Genomic DNA, 16962 nt, shown 5'->3' with positions numbered 1-16962 from the left:
CTGACCCAGAGAGATCGCCGCCCATGCCCGAGACTGTCAGTGAATTCGCCGGTCAGTTCTTCGGCATCATCTCGCTTACGCTCTGCCTGCTCGCCTTCGCCAGCCGGCGCGACGAACGGCTGATGACCTATCTGATTCTGGCGAACGTCGCCTTCGCGCTGCAGTTCGTGTTCTTTCAGAGCTGGACCGCCGCCGCGCTGACGGTGCTGGTCATCGCGCGGATTGCTCTCGCGCGTCGCTATCCCGGCAGCACTGGCGTGATGGGCGGGGTGCTCGCTGCCAGTCTCGTCGCCGCCTGGATGACCTGGCAGAGCTGGGCCGACCTGCCCGCGCTATTGGCCATGGTGACCGGCACCGTGGGAATGTTTCTGCTCAACGGTGTGGCGATGCGCGTCTTTCTCGGGCTGGCGGCGCTGGGGTGGATGCTCAGCCACCTCCTGGCGGGGTCGGTGGGCGGCACGCTGGCCGAGGCGCTGGTGATCGTCACCAATGCCATCACTATCGTTCGCCTGGTTCGTGCCAGGCGGCGTGACGCCGGGGCGTTCGACGAGGCCGTGGCGCAGGAGCGGCTGTAGCGCCTCGTCCCCCGCAAGCCGTGGCGTCTCTTTGGCAGTCGAGAGGGCGCCTGAACAGCGCGGCTCCTGCCAGTCGCGCGGGCCGATCTTTTCGCGTGCGCTGACCGAAGGCTCTTAGGCCCTTGGGTGTCTCACCCAGGGGCGCGCCGGCCGTTCGCCGGTCAGTGTGAGCGAGCGCCGCTGCCTCCCGTCGGTCCATTTTCCTGCCACTCGCTCACGGATTTTCCTGCCACTCGCCTCGCCGGTTGCCCTGGCTTGGCCGATCGCGAGTCAGCGGCCTCTCGATCCGGCCGACGACACGCTCTCCTCCCGGCTCTCGTCCGGGCGTCATACCGCAAAGCCCATCGTACCGGGCGCAGCAGCTACCGGGCTGCGGCCACCGTGCCTTAACGTGACGCGATGGCGGTGTGACCGGCGTACGTCGCCAGCATGAAAAATCCTATCCCGCGGGGATCTTTCGGCGAGCGGGGGTTGGTCGATACGACCTAAGGCGCGTTCGGGGTGAAGAGACGACACTCGGGCAACCGGGGGCCCGGCGAGTGGCGGCTTGGTCGATGGTTGTATTGTTAGATAAAAGCGGCTGGGTAATAGTCCGTCTCCAACCCGCGCTGCTGCCTGTCACGGCGGGTTATCTCGTAAAAAACCGACATCGGTTTTCACTTCAAGAGACAAGGGATGCGCGCCATGACAACAACACCCAGCCAACGCCTGGCCCGCGGCTTGCTGCCGCTGACCCTGATGCTATCGACGGCGACTTTCGCTCAAGACGCTACCTCGGGCGGTGAAGTGGAGGTGCTCAACTGGTGGACCTCCGGCGGAGAGGCCAAGGCCCTCGGGGCGCTCAAGGACGAACTGGCAGACGATGGTATCGGCTGGCAGAACATGCCGGTCGCCGGGGGAGCCGGCACCAACGCGATGGCCGTGCTGCGCTCGCGCATCACCTCCAACAACCCGCCGACGGCAGCGCAGGTGTTGGGCTATGACGCCCAGGACTGGGCCGACCGCGATGCGCTGAGCTCGCTCGACGACGTTGCCGAGGCCGGCAACTGGGACGAGGTGTTCCCGCAGCCGATTCAGCGCTTTGCCAAGAGCGACGGCCACTGGATCGCCGCACCGTTCGAGATTCACTCGACCAACTGGGTGTGGGCCAACACGTCGATGATGGAAGCGCTCGGCATCGAGCAGCCGGAAACCTGGGACGACTTCATCGCTTCGCTGAAGACCGCGCAGGAGGCCGGCCATACCGGTCTGGCCTACGGGGGGCAGCCCTGGCAGGACGCGACGGTGTTCGAGAACGTGGTGCTCGCCACCGGCGGTGCCGATTTCTACCGCCAGGCGATGATCGATCTCGACCCCGAGGCGCTGGACTCCGACACCATGGTTGAGTCGTTCGAAAACTTCCGCGAGCTTCTCCAGTACAAGGACGACAACTCACCGGGGCGTGACTGGAACCTGGCCACGGCGATGGTGATCAATGGCGATGCGCTCTATCAGATCATGGGTGACTGGGCGAAGGGCGAGTTCCTTAACGCCGACCTGACGCCGGGCGAGGATTTCATGTGCTTCCGCACCCCTGGCACGCAGGAAGCGGTGACCTTCAACAGCGATCTGATGATCATGTTCGACACCGGCGACGAGCAGCAGCAGTCGATGCAGCGCACCATGGCCGAGATCATCGGCTCCCCCGAATTCCAGATCACCTTCAGTCAGTTCAAGGGCTCGGTACCGGCGCGTAACGACCTGCCGTCCGACGAGCTCGATGCCTGTGCCCAGCGTGGCTACGAGCAGGCCAAGGCAGCGGCCGACAGCGATACGCTGCTGGGCAGCATGGCGCACGGCTATGCGGCGCCGGCGAGCGTGAAGAACGCGGTCTTCGATATCGTCTCCTCGTTCGTCAACGGCAACATGCCGAGCGACGTTGCCGCCGAGCAGCTGGCGATGGCGGTGCAGGGCGCCAGCTCCTGATCGAATGTCATCCGACCCACCCGGCCCCGCCCGCGGGGCCATTGGCTTGAACCGAGGTTGATGATGTCGAAACCACCCTCTTCGCGGGGCGCAGGCGCGCGCGAGCGACTGCAGCACTGGCTCCCCAAGCTGGTGCTGTCACCGTCGTTCGTGCTGGTGCTCTTTTTCGTCTATGGCTTCATCCTGTGGACGAGCTACATCTCGTTCAGCGATTCCGGCATGCTGCCGGACTACACCTGGGCAGGGACCCGCCAGTGGTCGCGGCTCTGGTCCTCCTGGACCTGGGGCATCGCGCTGCACAACATCTGGGTGTTCGGGCTGCTCTACATCGTCAGCTGCACGCTTTTAGGGCTGCTGCTGGCGATTCTGCTCGATCAACGCATCCGCGCAGAGGGCACGCTGCGCACCATCTATCTCTACCCCATGGCACTGTCGTTCATCGTCACCGGCACGGCGTGGCAGTGGTTTCTCAATCCCGGGCTCGGGCTCGAACGCACCATGCACTCGCTGGGCTGGGAGAGCTTCAGTTTCAACTGGCTGATCGATGCCAACATGGCGATCTACACCGTCGTGATTGCCGCGGTCTGGCAGGCGACCGGATTCATCATGGCCATGTTTCTGGCCGGGCTTAGAGGGATCGACGGCGAGATGATCAAGGCCGCCCAGATCGACGGCGCGCCGACCTGGAAGATCTACCTGCGGATCGTCATCCCGCAGCTGCGTCCGGTCTTCCTGAGCGCGATCGTGGTGCTGGCGCATCTGGCGATCAAGAGCTTCGACCTGATCGTGGCCATGACCGGCGGCGGCCCGGGCAATGCCACCGCGGTGCCGGCGACCTTCATGTACTCCTATGCCTTCTCGCGCAACGAAATGGGCATCGCCGCGGCCAGCGCCGTGTTCATGCTGGCGGTGATCGCGGCGCTGATCATCCCCTATCTCTACTCCGAACTGCGGGAGCCCCGATCATGAGTGCCGCTTCTCCCGTCGCACGCCGCAATCCCTTCGCTCGCGCCATGCTCTACGCAGTACTCGCGGGGTTCGCGGTGATCTACCTGATGCCGCTCTACGTGATGCTGGTGACCTCGTTCAAGCCGCTGACGGAAATTCATCAGGGCAACATGCTGGCGCTGCCTGATGCATGGACCTTCGCGCCCTGGCGCGAGGCCTGGGGGAGCGCCTGCATCGGTCTCGAGTGCAGCGGCGTTCACGGCTACTTCTTCAACAGCATCAAGATCGTGGTGCCGGCGGTGCTGATCTCGGGGCTGCTGGGAGCGTTCAACGGCTACGTGCTGACCAAGTGGCGCTTTCGCGGCCACAAGATCGTTTTCGGTCTGATTCTGTTCAGCTGCTTCATTCCGTTCCAGATCATTCTGCTGCCGATGGCCCGAGTGCTGGGTATCCTGCACATCGCCAACAGCACCACGGGGTTGGTACTGGTACACGTCGTCTATGGAATCGGCTTCACGACGCTATTCTTTCGCAACTTCTACGCCAGCTTTCCCGACGAGCTGGTGCGTGCAGCCAAGCTCGACGGGGCCGGTTTCTTCACCATCTTCTTTCGCATTCTGCTGCCGTCATCCATCCCGATCATCGTGGTGACGATCATCTGGCAGTTCACCAATGTCTGGAACGATTTCCTGTTCGGTGTCTCCTTCACGTCCGGTGACAGCGCGCCGATCACGGTAGCCCTCAACAATCTGGTGAACAGTTCCACGGGGGTGAAGGCCTACAACGTCAACATGGCCGCGGCGATGGTGGCGGCAGTGCCGACGCTGGTGGTCTATATCCTGGCGGGCAAATACTTTCTGCGCGGTCTGATGTCGGGATCGGTCAAGGGCTGAGGAATCTATGAGCTTTCTACACATCCACAACATCCATAAGCGCTTCGGCGAGACCCACGTGCTCAAAGGGATCGACATTGCCATCGAGAAGGGCGACTTCCTGGTGCTGGTCGGACCCTCCGGCTGCGGCAAGTCGACCCTGTTGAACATGATCGCCGGGCTCGACGACATCAGCGAGGGCGAGCTGCGACTCGACGGTGAGCGGATCAACGATCTGCATCCGTCGCGGCGTGACATCGCCATGGTGTTCCAGTCCTACGCGCTCTACCCGAGCATGACGGTCGCTGGCAACATCGGTTTTGGTCTCGAGATGCGCAAGGTGCCCAAGGCTGAGCGGCGCGCGGCGGTCCAGCGCGCGGCTGAACTTTTGCAGATCGAGAATCTACTCGACCGCAAGCCGGGGCAGCTCTCCGGCGGGCAGCGCCAGCGCGTGGCGATGGGGCGCGCACTGGTGCGCGAGCCGCAGCTCTTCCTGTTCGACGAGCCGCTCTCCAACCTGGACGCCAAGCTGCGCGTCGACATGCGCACCGAGATCAAGCAGCTTCATCAGCGGCTCGGCACCACCATCGTCTATGTCACCCACGATCAGATCGAGGCGATGACCCTGGCGACGCGTATTGCCGTGATGCGCGGCGGTGAGCTGCAGCAATTGGGGACACCGCAGGCGGTCTACGACGACCCCAACAATCTCTTCGTTGCGGGCTTCATGGGCTCGCCGTCGATGAATCTGGTGACCGCGCGTATCGAGCGGCTCGGTGGCGAGCTGGTCGCGCGGCTGACGGCCGGTAGCGACGAGGTGGTGCTACCGGTCGTGCGAGACCGGGCCGCGCTCGAGGCATGGTGTGATCGCGAGGTGATTGTTGGGCTGCGCCCGGAGGCCATCACCGATCCGTCCAGCGCCAATCGCCAGGACGGCGTGATTCACGAGGCGGAGCTGGCAGTGGATCTGGTCGAGCCCACGGGGGCCGATCTCTATGTGGTCACCCAGCTCGGCGGACGCAGTATCAATGCCCGCATGCGACCCGGGTCGACACTCGAGCCGGGGCAGCGTGCGCGGTTTGCCTTCGACGTGTCGCGGATGGTGGCGTTCGAGCCCGACAGCGAACATCGGATACGTAACCCCGAAACTGTCGCGCCCTCTGAACCCGCGGTGGTGACCAGCATCAGTTAGCGCTCGCCAACCTCGTAAGCCCCTGGAATTCTCGATCAGCGCCGCTGGCGGCGGCGCTCACGCGCAATGAAGTGGCGGATCCCCTCCGCCAGTCGGCGTCCGTGATCGATGAGTGCCTCCTCCTTGATCATGCCAATCCCCAGTACCAGCCCCCGGCGCTCGTCGCCGTCGCTGCAGACGCGGCTGAGGGGGCGAACGACCAGATGGTGGCGGCTGAGCAGAGAGTCCGCGAGGCGCTCGTCGTCGATCGTCCCGGAGAGTTCGACACACAGGCTGACGTTGCCGGCGGGGGGCGAGATCGCCTCGATGCCGGGCGTGCCGGCGAGCAGTTCGGCAAGCGTGCGCTGACGCGCGAGGTAGACCGCCGCCGTGCGCCGGCACCAGGCGTCCAGGTCGCCACCGTCGATGAAGGCCGCGAGCACCGCCTGATCGAGCAGCCGTCCCTCCCGAAAAACGCCGCTGCGCAGACGATTGATCGGTGCGCTCAGTGCCCGCGGTACCACCAGGTAGCCAAGGCGCAGTCCGGGGAACATCATCTTCGAGAACGAGCCGACGAGGATGCGGTTGGCGGCCGCGTCGTTGAATAGCAGATCGCGCTGCGTACCGTCCCCGAACTCGTAGTCGTCTTCCAGCACCCAGGTGGGGCAAAGATGCGCCGCGAGCTCACGTTTGTGAGCGCTCACTGTAGCCGTGCAAAGCGGATAATGGTGGCTGCCGGTGAAGTAGAGTAGTGTCGGATGCGGAGCGGGCAGCGGCTCGCGATAGCCGGTTCGGGGTGACCAGGGGGCGTGCTCCAGCCGCAGTCCGCTGGTTTCGAAGACATTGCGTGCGCCCCAGTAGTAGGGCGAGTCCATCACGACGCGATCCCCCACATCGGCCAGCGCCATCGCGCAGAGCTGGAGTCCATGGTGGGCGCCTTCGGTGATCACGATCTGATCGTGGTCGCAGTGGATGCCGCGCCAGCACGCAAGAAAATCGGCAATCGCCCGTTTGAGCGGGCCGTAGCCCCCGGAGGCGTACGACAGCAGCAGGGTGTTGCGGGGCACGGTGATACGCGAGTAGAGGTGACGCCAGCGCGCGATCGGAAAGTGAGCGATGTCGGGCACGCCGGGCACGAAGGCGCCGCTCTGAACATGGCTGGCGCCGATGTCGGCGAGCACGCGCTCGCCGCGCTGGGAGAGCGCGATATCCGGTTCGCGTGTCGCCGTTGCGGTGGAGGGCTTGTGCACCCAGGTGCCGCGCCCGTGATCGGTCATCAGCAGCCCCTGCTCGACAAGCCGCTGGATCGTCCCCGCGAGCGTGTTGCGGGCCACGTTGAGGTGCTGACAGATCAGGCGATGACTGGGCAGGCGCTGGGCGTGGGGCCAGTGCTGGTCGATCGATAGCCGTAGTGCCTGCTCCAGCCGTGACTGTTTGGTCAGATGGGTGGGCAGGGCGCGGTAGCGGCGTTCGAGCTCCGCCAGCGTTCGCAGCGCGTCGTCCGTCGGCAAAACGTCTCTCCGTATGGATCGTGATAACCCCCGAAACGGCAACGAGGACGGGGAATTATGCGACGCCGGAAAGCAGTGGTCCACTCGACCCGAAAAGTGGTCTAGCTCAGGTGGTTGCGCGTGGTGATAGCGTGGCCGCTCTCACCAACAACAACCTCATGAGACATAGCCAATGTCGAAATCCTCGGAACCTCAAGAATTCGTCCGCGTATTGGCGCGCGCTGACGTCTTAGCGCTCGCTTTCGGCGCAATGATCGGCTGGGGCTGGATCGTGCTCACCGGTAGCGCCATTCTCGACGGCGGCAGTGTGGGTGCGATTCTCGCGTTCGTTGTCGGCGGCATCGCCGTACTGCTGGTGGGACTGACCTATGCAGAGCTCGCGGCAGCCATGCCTCGAGTGGGTGGTGAACACGTCTACAGCTACCGTGCGCTTGGCCATGCGGCCTCCTTCATCTGTACCTGGAGCATCGTGCTGGGCTATGTCAGCGTCGCTTCGTTCGAGGCGGTGGCATTGCCCACGGTGTTTGAGTATCTCTTCCCCGGCTACGCCGTGGGGCATCTCTGGACCGTCGCCGGCTGGGACGTTCAGGCAAGCTGGGTCGCCGTCGGTGTGATCGGCTCGCTGGTAATGATGATCATCAACTACTTCGGCATCTCGACGGCGGCGCTTTTGCAGAAAGTCGTCACGGGATTGATCCTGGTGGTCGGCGTGATGTTCGTCACGGGTTCGCTGTTCACCGGTGAAGCGGTCAACATGCAGCCGCTCTTCGCCAGCGGCGAGAGCGGGGCGATCGGCGGCATCGTGGCGGTGCTGGTGCTGGTGCCTTTCCTGTTCGTCGGCTTCGACGTTATTCCCCAGGCGGCGGAAGAGATCAATCTGCCGTACCGCGACATCGGCAAGGTGCTGGTGCTGTCGGTGCTGATGGCGGTGGTGTGGTACGTGCTGATCGTGCTCGGCACCAGTCTGATGCTCGATGGCGAGGCACTCGGTTCAAGCGCGCTGAGCGTGCCGGCAGCGATGGAAGCGGTCTTCGGCGGTGCCTGGGCGGGTAACCTAATGGTGCTGGCCGGCATCGCGGGGATCATCACCAGCTGGAATGCGTTCTATATCGGCGGCTCGCGGGCAATCTATGCGCTGGCCCACTCCGGCATGCTGCCGGCTTTCCTGGGCAAGCTGCATCCGAAGTACAAAACGCCCACCAACGCCATCATCCTGATCGGCGTGCTCTCGACGCTGGCGCCGTTCTTCGGCCGCCCGGCGCTGGTCTGGCTGGTGGACGCGGGCGGGTTGGGTATCGTCATCGCCTATCTGGTCGTGGCGGTCTCGTTCCTCATTCTGCGTCGGCGCGAGCCGGACATGCCGCGGCCCTACCGTGTCTCCTGCGGCATCGTGGTCGGCATCCTCGCGGTGCTCATGTCGCTTGGTATGCTGTTTGCCTACCTGCCCGGCAGCCCTTCGGCACTGGTGCCGGTCGAGTGGCTGATCTTCGGCGTGTGGATGGTCGGCGGTCTCGCACTGTACGGCTGGGCAAGAGGTCGCTACGGTCGAGAGATGGGCGACCGGATCATCCGCGCTTCCTACGAGCAGGACTAGTCGCAACGGTTTTCCGGCTCTGCAGTGGTTTGCAGGGTCGGCCCCCAACAGCGCGCGGCGCCGAGGCACGGCATCGACGGCGCGCAGTCGAGAGTCGCGGCGTCGATGTGCCGCGCCAACAGGAGAGATCCATGACTAACGCAGAACTCAACGAACTCAAGCAGCGCTATGTCGCGAACGGCGCAGCGAGCCCCGCGACGCAGTTCGCGGCCAAGGCGGAGAACGCCGAGCTGTGGGACGAGGATGGCAAGCGTTTCATCGATTTCGCCGGCGGTATCGGCGTGCTCAATATCGGCCACCGTCATCCCAAGGTGGTCGAGGCGGTGAAGGCGCAGCTCGACAAGGTCATGCACACCTGCCAGACGGTGATGCCCTATGAAGGCTACGTGCGCGTCGCTCAGAAACTGAGCGAAGTGACGCCGGTTCGCGGTCACGCCAAGGTGATGCTCGCCAACTCCGGCGCTGAAGCGCTCGAGAACGCGCTGAAGGTCGCCCGCGCCGCTACCGGCCGCTCCGGTGTGATCTGCTTCACCGGTGGCTATCACGGCCGTACGTTCATGACCATGGCGATGAACGGCAAGGTTGCGCCGTACCGCACCGACTTCGGCCCGATGCCGGGGCAGGTCTATCGCGCGCCGTATCCGGTTCCCTCCATCGGTGTCAGCGAAGAAGAGGCCCTTCGCCATCTCAAGATGACACTCAAGAGCGATGCCAACCCCAGCGACACCGCGGCGATCGTGATCGAGCCGGTGCTCGGGGAAGGTGGCTTCCACGCCGCGCCGGCGAGCTTCTTGAAGGCGATCCGCGAGATCTGCGACGAGCATGGCATCCTGATGATCGCCGACGAAGTGCAGTCCGGCTTCGGACGCACCGGCAAGCTCTTCGCCATCGAGCACTCGGGCGTAGAGCCGGACATCATGACCATGGCCAAGAGCATGGCCGATGGCATGCCGATCTCCGCGATCGTGGGCACCGACAAGGTGATGGACGCCTCCGGCGGCAACTCCCTCGGCGGCACCTATACCGGTAGCCCTGTCTCCTGTGCAGCAGTCCTCGCCGTGCTGGAGGTATTCGAGGAAGAGCGCATTCTCGAGAAGAGCCAGGCGCTCGGCGAGAAGCTCAAGTCACGTTTCAACGCCTGGGAAGCCCGTTTCGACTGCGTCACCCGCGGTCGCAACCTGGGGTCGATGGCGGCGTTCGATCTGGTCGAGAAAGACGGTTCGCCGGCCACCGAGCTCACCGGCAAGCTCTGCCGCGAAGCCCGCGAGCGCGGCCTGATCCTGCTGTCCTGCGGCCTTTACGGCAACACGATCCGCTTCCTCATGCCGGTGACCATCGGCGATGACGTGCTCGAGGAAGGGTTCTCGCTGATCGAAACGCTGCTCGACGAAATGACTGCCTGAACGCCTGTCAGACTGGAAGATATGACTGCCTGAATTCGGGCTAGCCCGGGGCACATGAGTCCCCGGCGTCACACACGGTGGTGCCGGGCGAGAAGGCCGATATCCGCGAGGATATCGGCCTTTTTGTTGCCCCCGGGGGCTCACCGGCGAGGAGACTCACGGGATCGGGTGGGCGACAGGGCGATGCATGCCGATGTGGGGTATATCGTCTTCGAGATAGACATCGGTCACGGCCTGAAAGCCGTGGCTGGCGTAGAAGTGTTGGAGATGCGCCTGCGCGGACAAGTAGGCGTCGCGCCCGGGCCAGACTGTCTCGATACGCGCGAGTGCCTCGCGCATCAGTGTGTGGCCCAGCCCCGTGCCGCGATGCGCAGGGGCGATCACGACACGGCCGATGGCGACCGGTCGGTGCGTGTCATCCGGGACGAGCAGGCGCAGCGTGGCAGCGATCTGGCCCTGATGACGCATCAGCAAGTGCTGAGTGGCGGGGAGCAGGTCCTGACCGTCGAGCTCCTGATAGGCGCAGCACTGCTCGACCACGAAGACGTCGACCCGCAGCGCGAGCAGTTCGTAGAGCGTTGCCGCATCGACGGTGGGACCGTCGTGCCATGAGATATCGAAGGGCGTCATGGGTGGCTTCCATCAATCCATATTAGCGGTCATGATCGGTGGCGACGGCGCCTGGTCGCAAGCGCTCGTGTTGCGCGCCGCCCCGGGCCCGATGCCGAGTGTCCACGCGATCCAGGTCGCCGGGTTCGATCCATCGCCAGAGCAGGAGAGATTCATGCAGCACTCAGTCACCGATCGCGTGACACCCGCCATCGACTACGATGACGTTCTCGGAGCACAGCGACGGCTCGAAGGCGTGGCTCATCGCACGCCGGTGTTGCACTCGGCCTGCGCCGACGAGAAGGCTCAGGCGCGCCTCCATTTCAAGGCGGAGCACCTCCAGCGTATCGGTGCCTTCAAGTTTCGCGGCGGCTATAACGCTCTCGACCGTTTCGATGATGCCCAGAAGCGTGCCGGCGTCGTTGCCTTCTCATCCGGTAACCATGCTCAGGCCATTGCCCTTTCGGCCCGGCTCAAGGGGATGCGTGCGGTCATCGTGATGCCCGAGGATGCCCCCGAGATCAAGATCGCGGCGACGCGAGGCTACGGCGCCGAGGTCGTGCTTTACGACCGCTATACACAGGATCGCGAAGCGCTGGGGCGCGCACTGGCCGAGCGCGAAGGCCTGACGGTGGTGCCGCCGTTCAACCATCCACACGTGATGGCCGGGCAGGGCACGGCCGCCAACGAGCTCTTCGACGAAACCGGAGAACTTGATCTACTTCTCGTACCGCTCGGCGGTGGCGGACTGCTCTCCGGCTGCGCCACGGTCGCCCGTGCCCGTTATCCGAACTGCCGAGTGGTCGGTGTGGAACCGGCGGCGGGCAACGACGCCCAGCAGAGCCTGGCGCGGGGGGCGATCGTTGCCATCGACACCCCTCGGACCATTGCCGACGGGGCGCAGACCCAGGCGCTGGGCGAACTCACCTTCAGCGTCATTCGCCAGCGTGTCGACGCCATCGTTACCGTCAGCGACGCCCAGCTGGTCGACGCCATGACGTTCATGGCAAGCCGCATGAAGCAGTACGTCGAACCCACCGGCTGCCTTGGCGTCGCTGCTGCTTTCGCCAATGCCGACGCCTGGCAGGGGCTGCGTGTCGGAGTGATCGTCAGCGGCGGTAACGTCGACCCGTTGCGCTTTGCGTCGCTGATCGCTCCGGCCTGACCCCGGGCGACGTCAGGTAGGGGGCCGACCCGTTGCGGGGCGCGCCCCCGTCGACGCCGCTGCGCGACGGGCGGCACGGTCCCGCAAAGCTCAGTGGCGTTCGATCAGGCTCTGCGTGATGCGCTGCCACTCCTCGTCCAGGCTCTGAGCCGGCAGCGGACGGCCTGCCCGTTGATACCAGTAGCCGGCGTTGTCCATATCGCCCTCCCAGCGATGCAGATAGGCGTGGACCCAGGCGGCGTCGGTGCCGCTCGCGGTATCGACCTGCGCATGGGCCTTCGACCACTCGGACTTGCCGGCCCACCATAGCGCGAGCAGCTCGCGATCGAGATGTGGCGGTGGTTCGGGCGCGTCGAGGCTTAACGTGAACGTGTTGAGGTCCTTCATGGCTTCCCCCCTGAAGACTGAAGCGCAAGTGTCGGCACAGGAAACGGTGACCCGATCGCGCCTCGACGAGCGCGACCGAACAGGACGATCCGGGTCGCCCGGGGCTCAGAAAAAGCCCATGGGATTGATGTCGTAGCTCACCAGCAGGTTCTTGGTCTGCTGATAGTGCTCGAGCGCCATCTTGTGCGTCTCGCGACCGACCCCCGATTTCTTGTAGCCGCCGAAAGCAGCGTGAGCAGGGTACTGGTGATAGCAGTTGGTCCAGACGCGGCCGGCCTTGATCGCCCGGCCCATGCGGTAGGCGAGGTTGATGTCGCGAGTCCAGACACCGGCGCCGAGGCCGAACTCGGTGTCATTGGCAATCGCCAGCGCTTCTTCTTCGTCCTTGAACGTGGTCACCGAGACGACCGGGCCGAAGATCTCCTCCTGAAAGACCCGCATCTTGTTGTTGCCCTTCAGCAGGGTCGGCTGGATGTAGTAGCCGCGGGAGAGGTTGTCGTCGACCGACTCGCGTTCGCCACCGGCGAGGAACTCCGCACCTTCGCCCCGGGCGACCTCCATGTAGGACAGGATCTTGTCGAACTGCTCCTGCGACGCCTGCGCGCCCACCTGGGTGTCGGTACCCAGCGGGTGCCCACGTTTGATCGTTTTGACCCGTTCGATCACGCGAGCCATGAAGTCGTCGTAGATGCTCTCTTGAACCAGAGCGCGGGACGGACAGGTGCAGACCTCCCCCTGATTGAGAAAGCCCATGACGAGCCCCTCGGCACACTTGTCGATGAACGCGGACTCGCCCTGCATGATGTCGGCAAAATAGATGTTGGGCGACTTGCCGCCGAGCTCGACCGTCGAGGGAATGATGTTCTTGGCCGCGCACTGCATGATCTGCGAGCCAATAGGCGTCGACCCAGTGAAGGCGATCTTGGCGATCCGCGGGCTGCTGGCCAGCGCCTGACCGGCCTCTTCACCGAAGCCGTTGACGATGTTGACCACGCCGTCGGGGAGCAGGTCGCCAATCAGCTCCATCACCTTGAGAATCGACACCGGGGTCTGCTCGGCGGGCTTGAGAACCACGCAGTTGCCCGCGGCAAGTGCCGGTGCCAGCTTCCAGGTCGCCATAAGGATCGGGAAATTCCATGGGATGATCTGTCCCACGACACCCAGTGGTTCGTGGAAGTGGTACGACGCCGTCTGCTCGTCGATCTCGGCCGCACTCCCTTCCTGGGCGCGGATGCAGCCGGCGAAATAGCGGAAGTGATCCACGGCGAGGGGAAGGTCGGCGGCCAGCGATTCGCGCACTGGCTTGCCGTTGTCCCAGGTTTCGGCAACGGCAAGGCTCTCGAGGTTCTGCTCCAGCCGATCGGCGATCTTCAGCAGGACTTCGGCGCGCGCTTGCGCGGAGCGCTTGCCCCAGTCAGGGGCCGCGGCATGGGCCGCATCGAGAGCCAGCTCGATATCGGCGTCACTCGAGCGGGCGACCTCACAGAACACATTGCCGGTGACCGGGGTGACGTTCTCGAAGTAGCGACCGCCCACCGGGGCGGCCCACTGGCCACCGATATAGTTATCGTAGCGTTTGGCGAATTCGACGAGGGCGTCGGTAGTGTTGGGATCGGCGTAGCGCATGATCGATACCTCGGAGTCGGGGGAAAGGATCTTTCAATGTGGGCGCTCACGTTCCCCCTCGCCATTACGCTTTAGGCGGCCTACGCTCAGGCGGCCTGCGGCACGCTGTCCCGTGCGACTAAATGGCAACCGGATGTCGTTTCAACGCTTGATAGACTTGAGACGTGTGCAATGGGTTCTGGAGGTCATCATGTCGAATGCCGACGCGCGCCCCGAGCGCGAATCTCCCGCTGAGGTCACCGACTGCTGCCAGATGAGCGCCATCAATCTGCTCGACGACAGCGTCTCGACGCAGAGAGAGGTCCAGGAGCGCAATGTTTTGCAGCTCTATCTGCTGACCGTACAAGTTCGCGCGCTAATGGACGTTGCCTGCCATCAGGGGCAAGCGGCGTTTCTCACCGACCGGCTGCGATTCCACACCCAAGCGTTGAAATCTCAATTCGAGGATCTGGTGCAGCGCCACCGCGGCGCCTCGTTTACTCGCCACTTCTATTCTCAGCAGCAGCGTCGTTTCGAGGAAGAGATCGACAAGTTGATCCAAGCGCTGGATACCCTCGGGGAAGAGTACCGGGCTGGAGCATCAGAAGAGTCGCCGCATCGGGATGAGCGATCGACCTAGCGCCGGTAACTTCGTGTTCAACAGCGCGGAACCCCTTGGATAGGGTGCCGCGCTCTCCTGTTGTTATGTTCAAGTGGTGGTGTTGGATTGGATCGAGGCCGCCCTGGGTCGGTAATCATCGATAGCGCGTCTCGAGTGGGCATAGCGCCGCAAACTCACGCGTTCAGCACTACCGCGCCAGCCAGGTTTCACGTGAAACGCGAGATGCTGTCCTGTCTCGGATTGTTTCACGTGAAACACGCTTAGGGCGTCGCCCCTCATATCGTGCCGTACGCCATTCACTCGGTCTGGACTTCGCTCAGAAAGTCATTACACGGCGTGGTGCCGTCGGCACTCGGCGAGACAAGCGCCAGCAGCGCGGCCGCTGGCGTTGCTACGGTTCCTAGCACGGCGCCAGCCGCCCCTCTCGCCAGAAGCGAGCCGGCGTCCACTCCGGGGGATGGGTTCTTGAACGTCCCCTCGACGTAGAGCGGAGAACGAAGCGTAAAGACCCGTGCGCCCTTGCTCTCCGGTTCGATGGTCAGGTCGAGGCCTTCCGTGGCGAAGTTGATGGTGCCGTCGATATTGATCAGCGCCGTTTCCGTGTCAATGACAAAAAAACGTGTTCGGGCCAACCCATCATCGACCTCGAGGTGGGTCGCGGCGCAGTGGATATCGACCTGCTCGTCGCCAAACAGCTCGCCAACCAGATAGTTGCCGACATTGAGCCCCGCGAGTTCCATCAGGTTCTGGCTGATGACGCCATCGCTGATGAGGGCCTGAAGATTGCCGTCGCTCGACCCGAGAATGGCGGCCACGGAGTTCCCTGTGCCGCTCAGGGTGGCATCACCGTTGAGCTCACCTCGACTGTTCTGCATCAGCTCGACGTCGGGGAAGAGCTGACTGAGCAGAAGATGACGAATGTGCATATCGACTCGGCTCTGCATCGGATTCTGGCTGCCGTCGAGCCGCAGAGTGGTGTTGAGATTGCCGCCAGCGACGCCGAAGCGCAGCGGATCGAGCAGAATTTCACCGTCATCGAGCACCACGTGCGTGTAGAGATCGTCCAACGGTAGCGATTCGCCATGCTCGATGCGTTCGGCGGTGAATTTGACGTCGGCATCCATGGCGCGCCACTGCTCGGTGTCGAAGGTTTCGGTTGGCAGCACCTTGTCTTCGGGCTGCTGAGAGGTTTCGCCTCGATCCGCCTTGTCGGCGTTGGAGTCCGCGCCGATCAGCGGTGCGAGATCGGCGAAGCGCAGCTGGCGTGAAACGACCTCTCCGGTCAGCGAAGGGCGCGGTTCGCCGAGGCGGTAGGTCAGGTCGCCGTGGATGTCGCTGTTGCCGATCTGGCCGTCGAAATCGCGATAGCGGAAGGTCAACGCTTCGTTGCTCGCAAGATCCGCCGTCAGGTGCCCGCGGGTGGAGTAGGGCGGCGTGTCGGGAAGCGTCACGCCGATGATGCCGTAGAGTTCCCCCAGATTCTGCCCGGCGAAGCTCAGATCGAGGTCGATGCGCTTAGGAGCGAGAGGGTCGGTCAGGGTGCCATCGACACTGACCTGAGTGGCGCCGGCTTCGAGTTCTGCCTGGATCGGATAAGGGCTGCCGGTTTGGCGAAGGGCACCGAGCCCCCCTAGACGGCCGCTACCTTCCACGGGGGCATCGCGGTAGGTGCCGCTGGCGCGCCAGGCGAAGGCAAAGTCCACGACATCGCGTTCGGCCGAGGCACCGTCAGCCGCAGGCGTCTCGTCGTTACCGGGGGCGTCCTGTGCCCCATCGGCACCGGACACCTCCTCGAAAGCGATGGGTTCGCCCAGCAGTTCGACCGTGGCATCGATATCGGCGGCGAGAATGGCGTCCCGGTAGTGGATGTCGATGGGATCGAAAGCGATCTCGCCGATATCCACGGTCCAGGTGCTGCCCTCGTCAGAGGTGTCCGACGCCTGGGCCTCGTCCTCGCCGCTAAAGGTCCAGTTGTTCGTTCCGTCCTCGAGTCTGACCAGCGTCGCCTCACCGCCGCTGAGGGCGATCGCCGGGATGGCCACCGTCTGCGACAGCAGCGGCAGCGGCGAGAGCACGACATCGATCGCTTCGAGCGTGGCGAGATCGGCATCGGTGACGGCGTCGGGACTGCCGAGACGTACATCGTTGGCGCGGACATGAGGTTGGGGTATCCAGCGCGCCAGGCCTTCCGCTGCTTCGGGAAGCGCCCACTGCACGTCGAGGTCGCCCTCGATGGCGAAGGGACGATCGAGGGCCTGCGACACTTGCTCGTTGAGGGTCGGTTTCAGCCGGTTCCAATCGAACGTCGCGACGACAATCACCAGCGCCACGAGAAGTACCAGCACGACACCCACGACCCAGAGGGTGACCTTTTTGCCTTTTGTCATGCCAGAAACCTTATTAATGGAATCCTTGAAGCATAGCTCAGGGTGGCGGGGCCGAGTTTCCCCTTCGGCTGTCCGAGTGTCTCGTTGATGTCCGTTCAACGTGTTTCACGTGAAACACATCGAGCTCGTTCGCCCCCAGGACGGGCCG

At 64.0% G+C, this 16962-nt stretch carries 14 protein-coding genes; 9 read left to right on the top strand and 5 right to left on the bottom strand.

The features are described 5' to 3' along the window. Positions 1–23: 23 nt before the first annotated feature. The 5 genes from DOM41_RS04430 to DOM41_RS04410 all read left to right on the top strand — a co-directional run bounded on the left by DOM41_RS04430 (position 24) and on the right by DOM41_RS04410 (position 5552). Entirely contained in the window at positions 24–575 is a 552-nt protein-coding gene (locus DOM41_RS04430; protein ID WP_110685636.1) for a YgjV family protein, read from the top strand. A 684-nt stretch (positions 576–1259) separates the two neighbouring features. Beyond that, positions 1260–2540, top strand: coding sequence for an ABC transporter substrate-binding protein (locus tag DOM41_RS04425; RefSeq protein ID WP_110685839.1), 1281 nt, complete (start codon positions 1260–1262; stop codon positions 2538–2540). 63 nt (positions 2541–2603) lie between these two features. Further along, complete coding sequence (locus DOM41_RS04420) at positions 2604–3509, top strand: carbohydrate ABC transporter permease (protein WP_110685635.1); 906 nt, start codon at positions 2604–2606, stop codon at positions 3507–3509. After that, entirely contained in the window at positions 3506–4381 is an 876-nt protein-coding gene (locus DOM41_RS04415) for a carbohydrate ABC transporter permease (RefSeq protein WP_110685634.1), read from the top strand. The genes DOM41_RS04420 and DOM41_RS04415 overlap by 4 nt, the downstream gene beginning before the upstream one ends. Before the next feature lie 7 nt (positions 4382–4388). Next, the gene (locus DOM41_RS04410) at positions 4389–5552 is read left to right on the top strand and encodes an ABC transporter ATP-binding protein (protein ID WP_110685633.1); all 1164 of its coding nucleotides are present in this window, start codon (positions 4389–4391) and stop codon (positions 5550–5552) included. A gap of 35 nt (positions 5553–5587) precedes the next feature. Here the strand turns inward: DOM41_RS04410 and DOM41_RS04405 are convergent, their stop codons facing one another. Beyond that, positions 5588–7042, bottom strand: a complete 1455-nt coding sequence (locus DOM41_RS04405) for an aminotransferase-like domain-containing protein (protein WP_245391739.1) — start codon at positions 7040–7042, stop codon at positions 5588–5590. Between the two features lie 172 nt (positions 7043–7214). Here DOM41_RS04405 and DOM41_RS04400 point away from each other — a divergent pair, with 172 nt between their 5' ends. Both DOM41_RS04400 and gabT read left to right on the top strand, forming a co-directional pair. Then, entirely contained in the window at positions 7215–8636 is a 1422-nt protein-coding gene (locus DOM41_RS04400; protein ID WP_110685632.1) for an APC family permease, read from the top strand. Between the two features lie 131 nt (positions 8637–8767). Further along, positions 8768–10039 carry a 4-aminobutyrate--2-oxoglutarate transaminase gene (gene gabT, locus DOM41_RS04395; protein ID WP_110685631.1) on the top strand — a complete coding sequence of 424 codons (1272 nt, stop codon included), beginning with the start codon at positions 8768–8770 and terminating at the stop codon, positions 10037–10039. Positions 10040–10195: 156 nt separating this feature from the next. Here gabT and DOM41_RS04390 read toward each other — a convergent pair whose 3' ends face one another. Next, positions 10196–10669 carry a GNAT family N-acetyltransferase gene (locus DOM41_RS04390; RefSeq protein WP_110685630.1) on the bottom strand — a complete coding sequence of 158 codons (474 nt, stop codon included), beginning with the start codon at positions 10667–10669 and terminating at the stop codon, positions 10196–10198. Positions 10670–10823: 154 nt separating this feature from the next. Between DOM41_RS04390 and DOM41_RS04385 the strand changes: the two genes are divergently transcribed. Then, complete coding sequence (locus DOM41_RS04385; RefSeq protein ID WP_110685837.1) at positions 10824–11813, top strand: threo-3-hydroxy-L-aspartate ammonia-lyase; 990 nt, start codon at positions 10824–10826, stop codon at positions 11811–11813. Between the two features lie 90 nt (positions 11814–11903). On the opposite strand, the gene DOM41_RS04380 is transcribed toward DOM41_RS04385, so the two are convergent. Together DOM41_RS04380 and exaC are read right to left on the bottom strand one after the other, a co-directional pair. After that, the gene (locus DOM41_RS04380) at positions 11904–12200 is read right to left on the bottom strand and encodes a hypothetical protein (RefSeq protein ID WP_110685629.1); all 297 of its coding nucleotides are present in this window, start codon (positions 12198–12200) and stop codon (positions 11904–11906) included. A 105-nt stretch (positions 12201–12305) separates the two neighbouring features. Then, positions 12306–13826, bottom strand: a complete 1521-nt coding sequence (exaC, locus tag DOM41_RS04375; RefSeq protein WP_110685628.1) for an acetaldehyde dehydrogenase ExaC — start codon at positions 13824–13826, stop codon at positions 12306–12308. Positions 13827–14016: 190 nt separating this feature from the next. On the opposite strand from exaC, the gene DOM41_RS04370 reads away from it, so the two are divergent. Beyond that, on the top strand, positions 14017–14445 hold the full coding sequence (locus DOM41_RS04370) for a hypothetical protein (RefSeq protein WP_110685627.1): 429 nt from the start codon (positions 14017–14019) through the stop codon (positions 14443–14445). Positions 14446–14723: 278 nt separating this feature from the next. Here the strand turns inward: DOM41_RS04370 and DOM41_RS04365 are convergent, their stop codons facing one another. Next, the gene (locus tag DOM41_RS04365; RefSeq protein ID WP_110685626.1) at positions 14724–16814 is read right to left on the bottom strand and encodes an AsmA family protein; all 2091 of its coding nucleotides are present in this window, start codon (positions 16812–16814) and stop codon (positions 14724–14726) included. Positions 16815–16962: the final 148 nt, after the last annotated feature.

It is taken from the genome of Salinicola aestuarinus (genome assembly GCF_003206645.1).
GTDB classification, from domain to species: Bacteria; Pseudomonadota; Gammaproteobacteria; order Pseudomonadales; family Halomonadaceae; genus Salinicola; species Salinicola aestuarinus.
The sequence above is the reverse complement of the archived record's forward strand: the minus strand, read 5'-3'. Positions and strand labels throughout refer to the sequence as shown.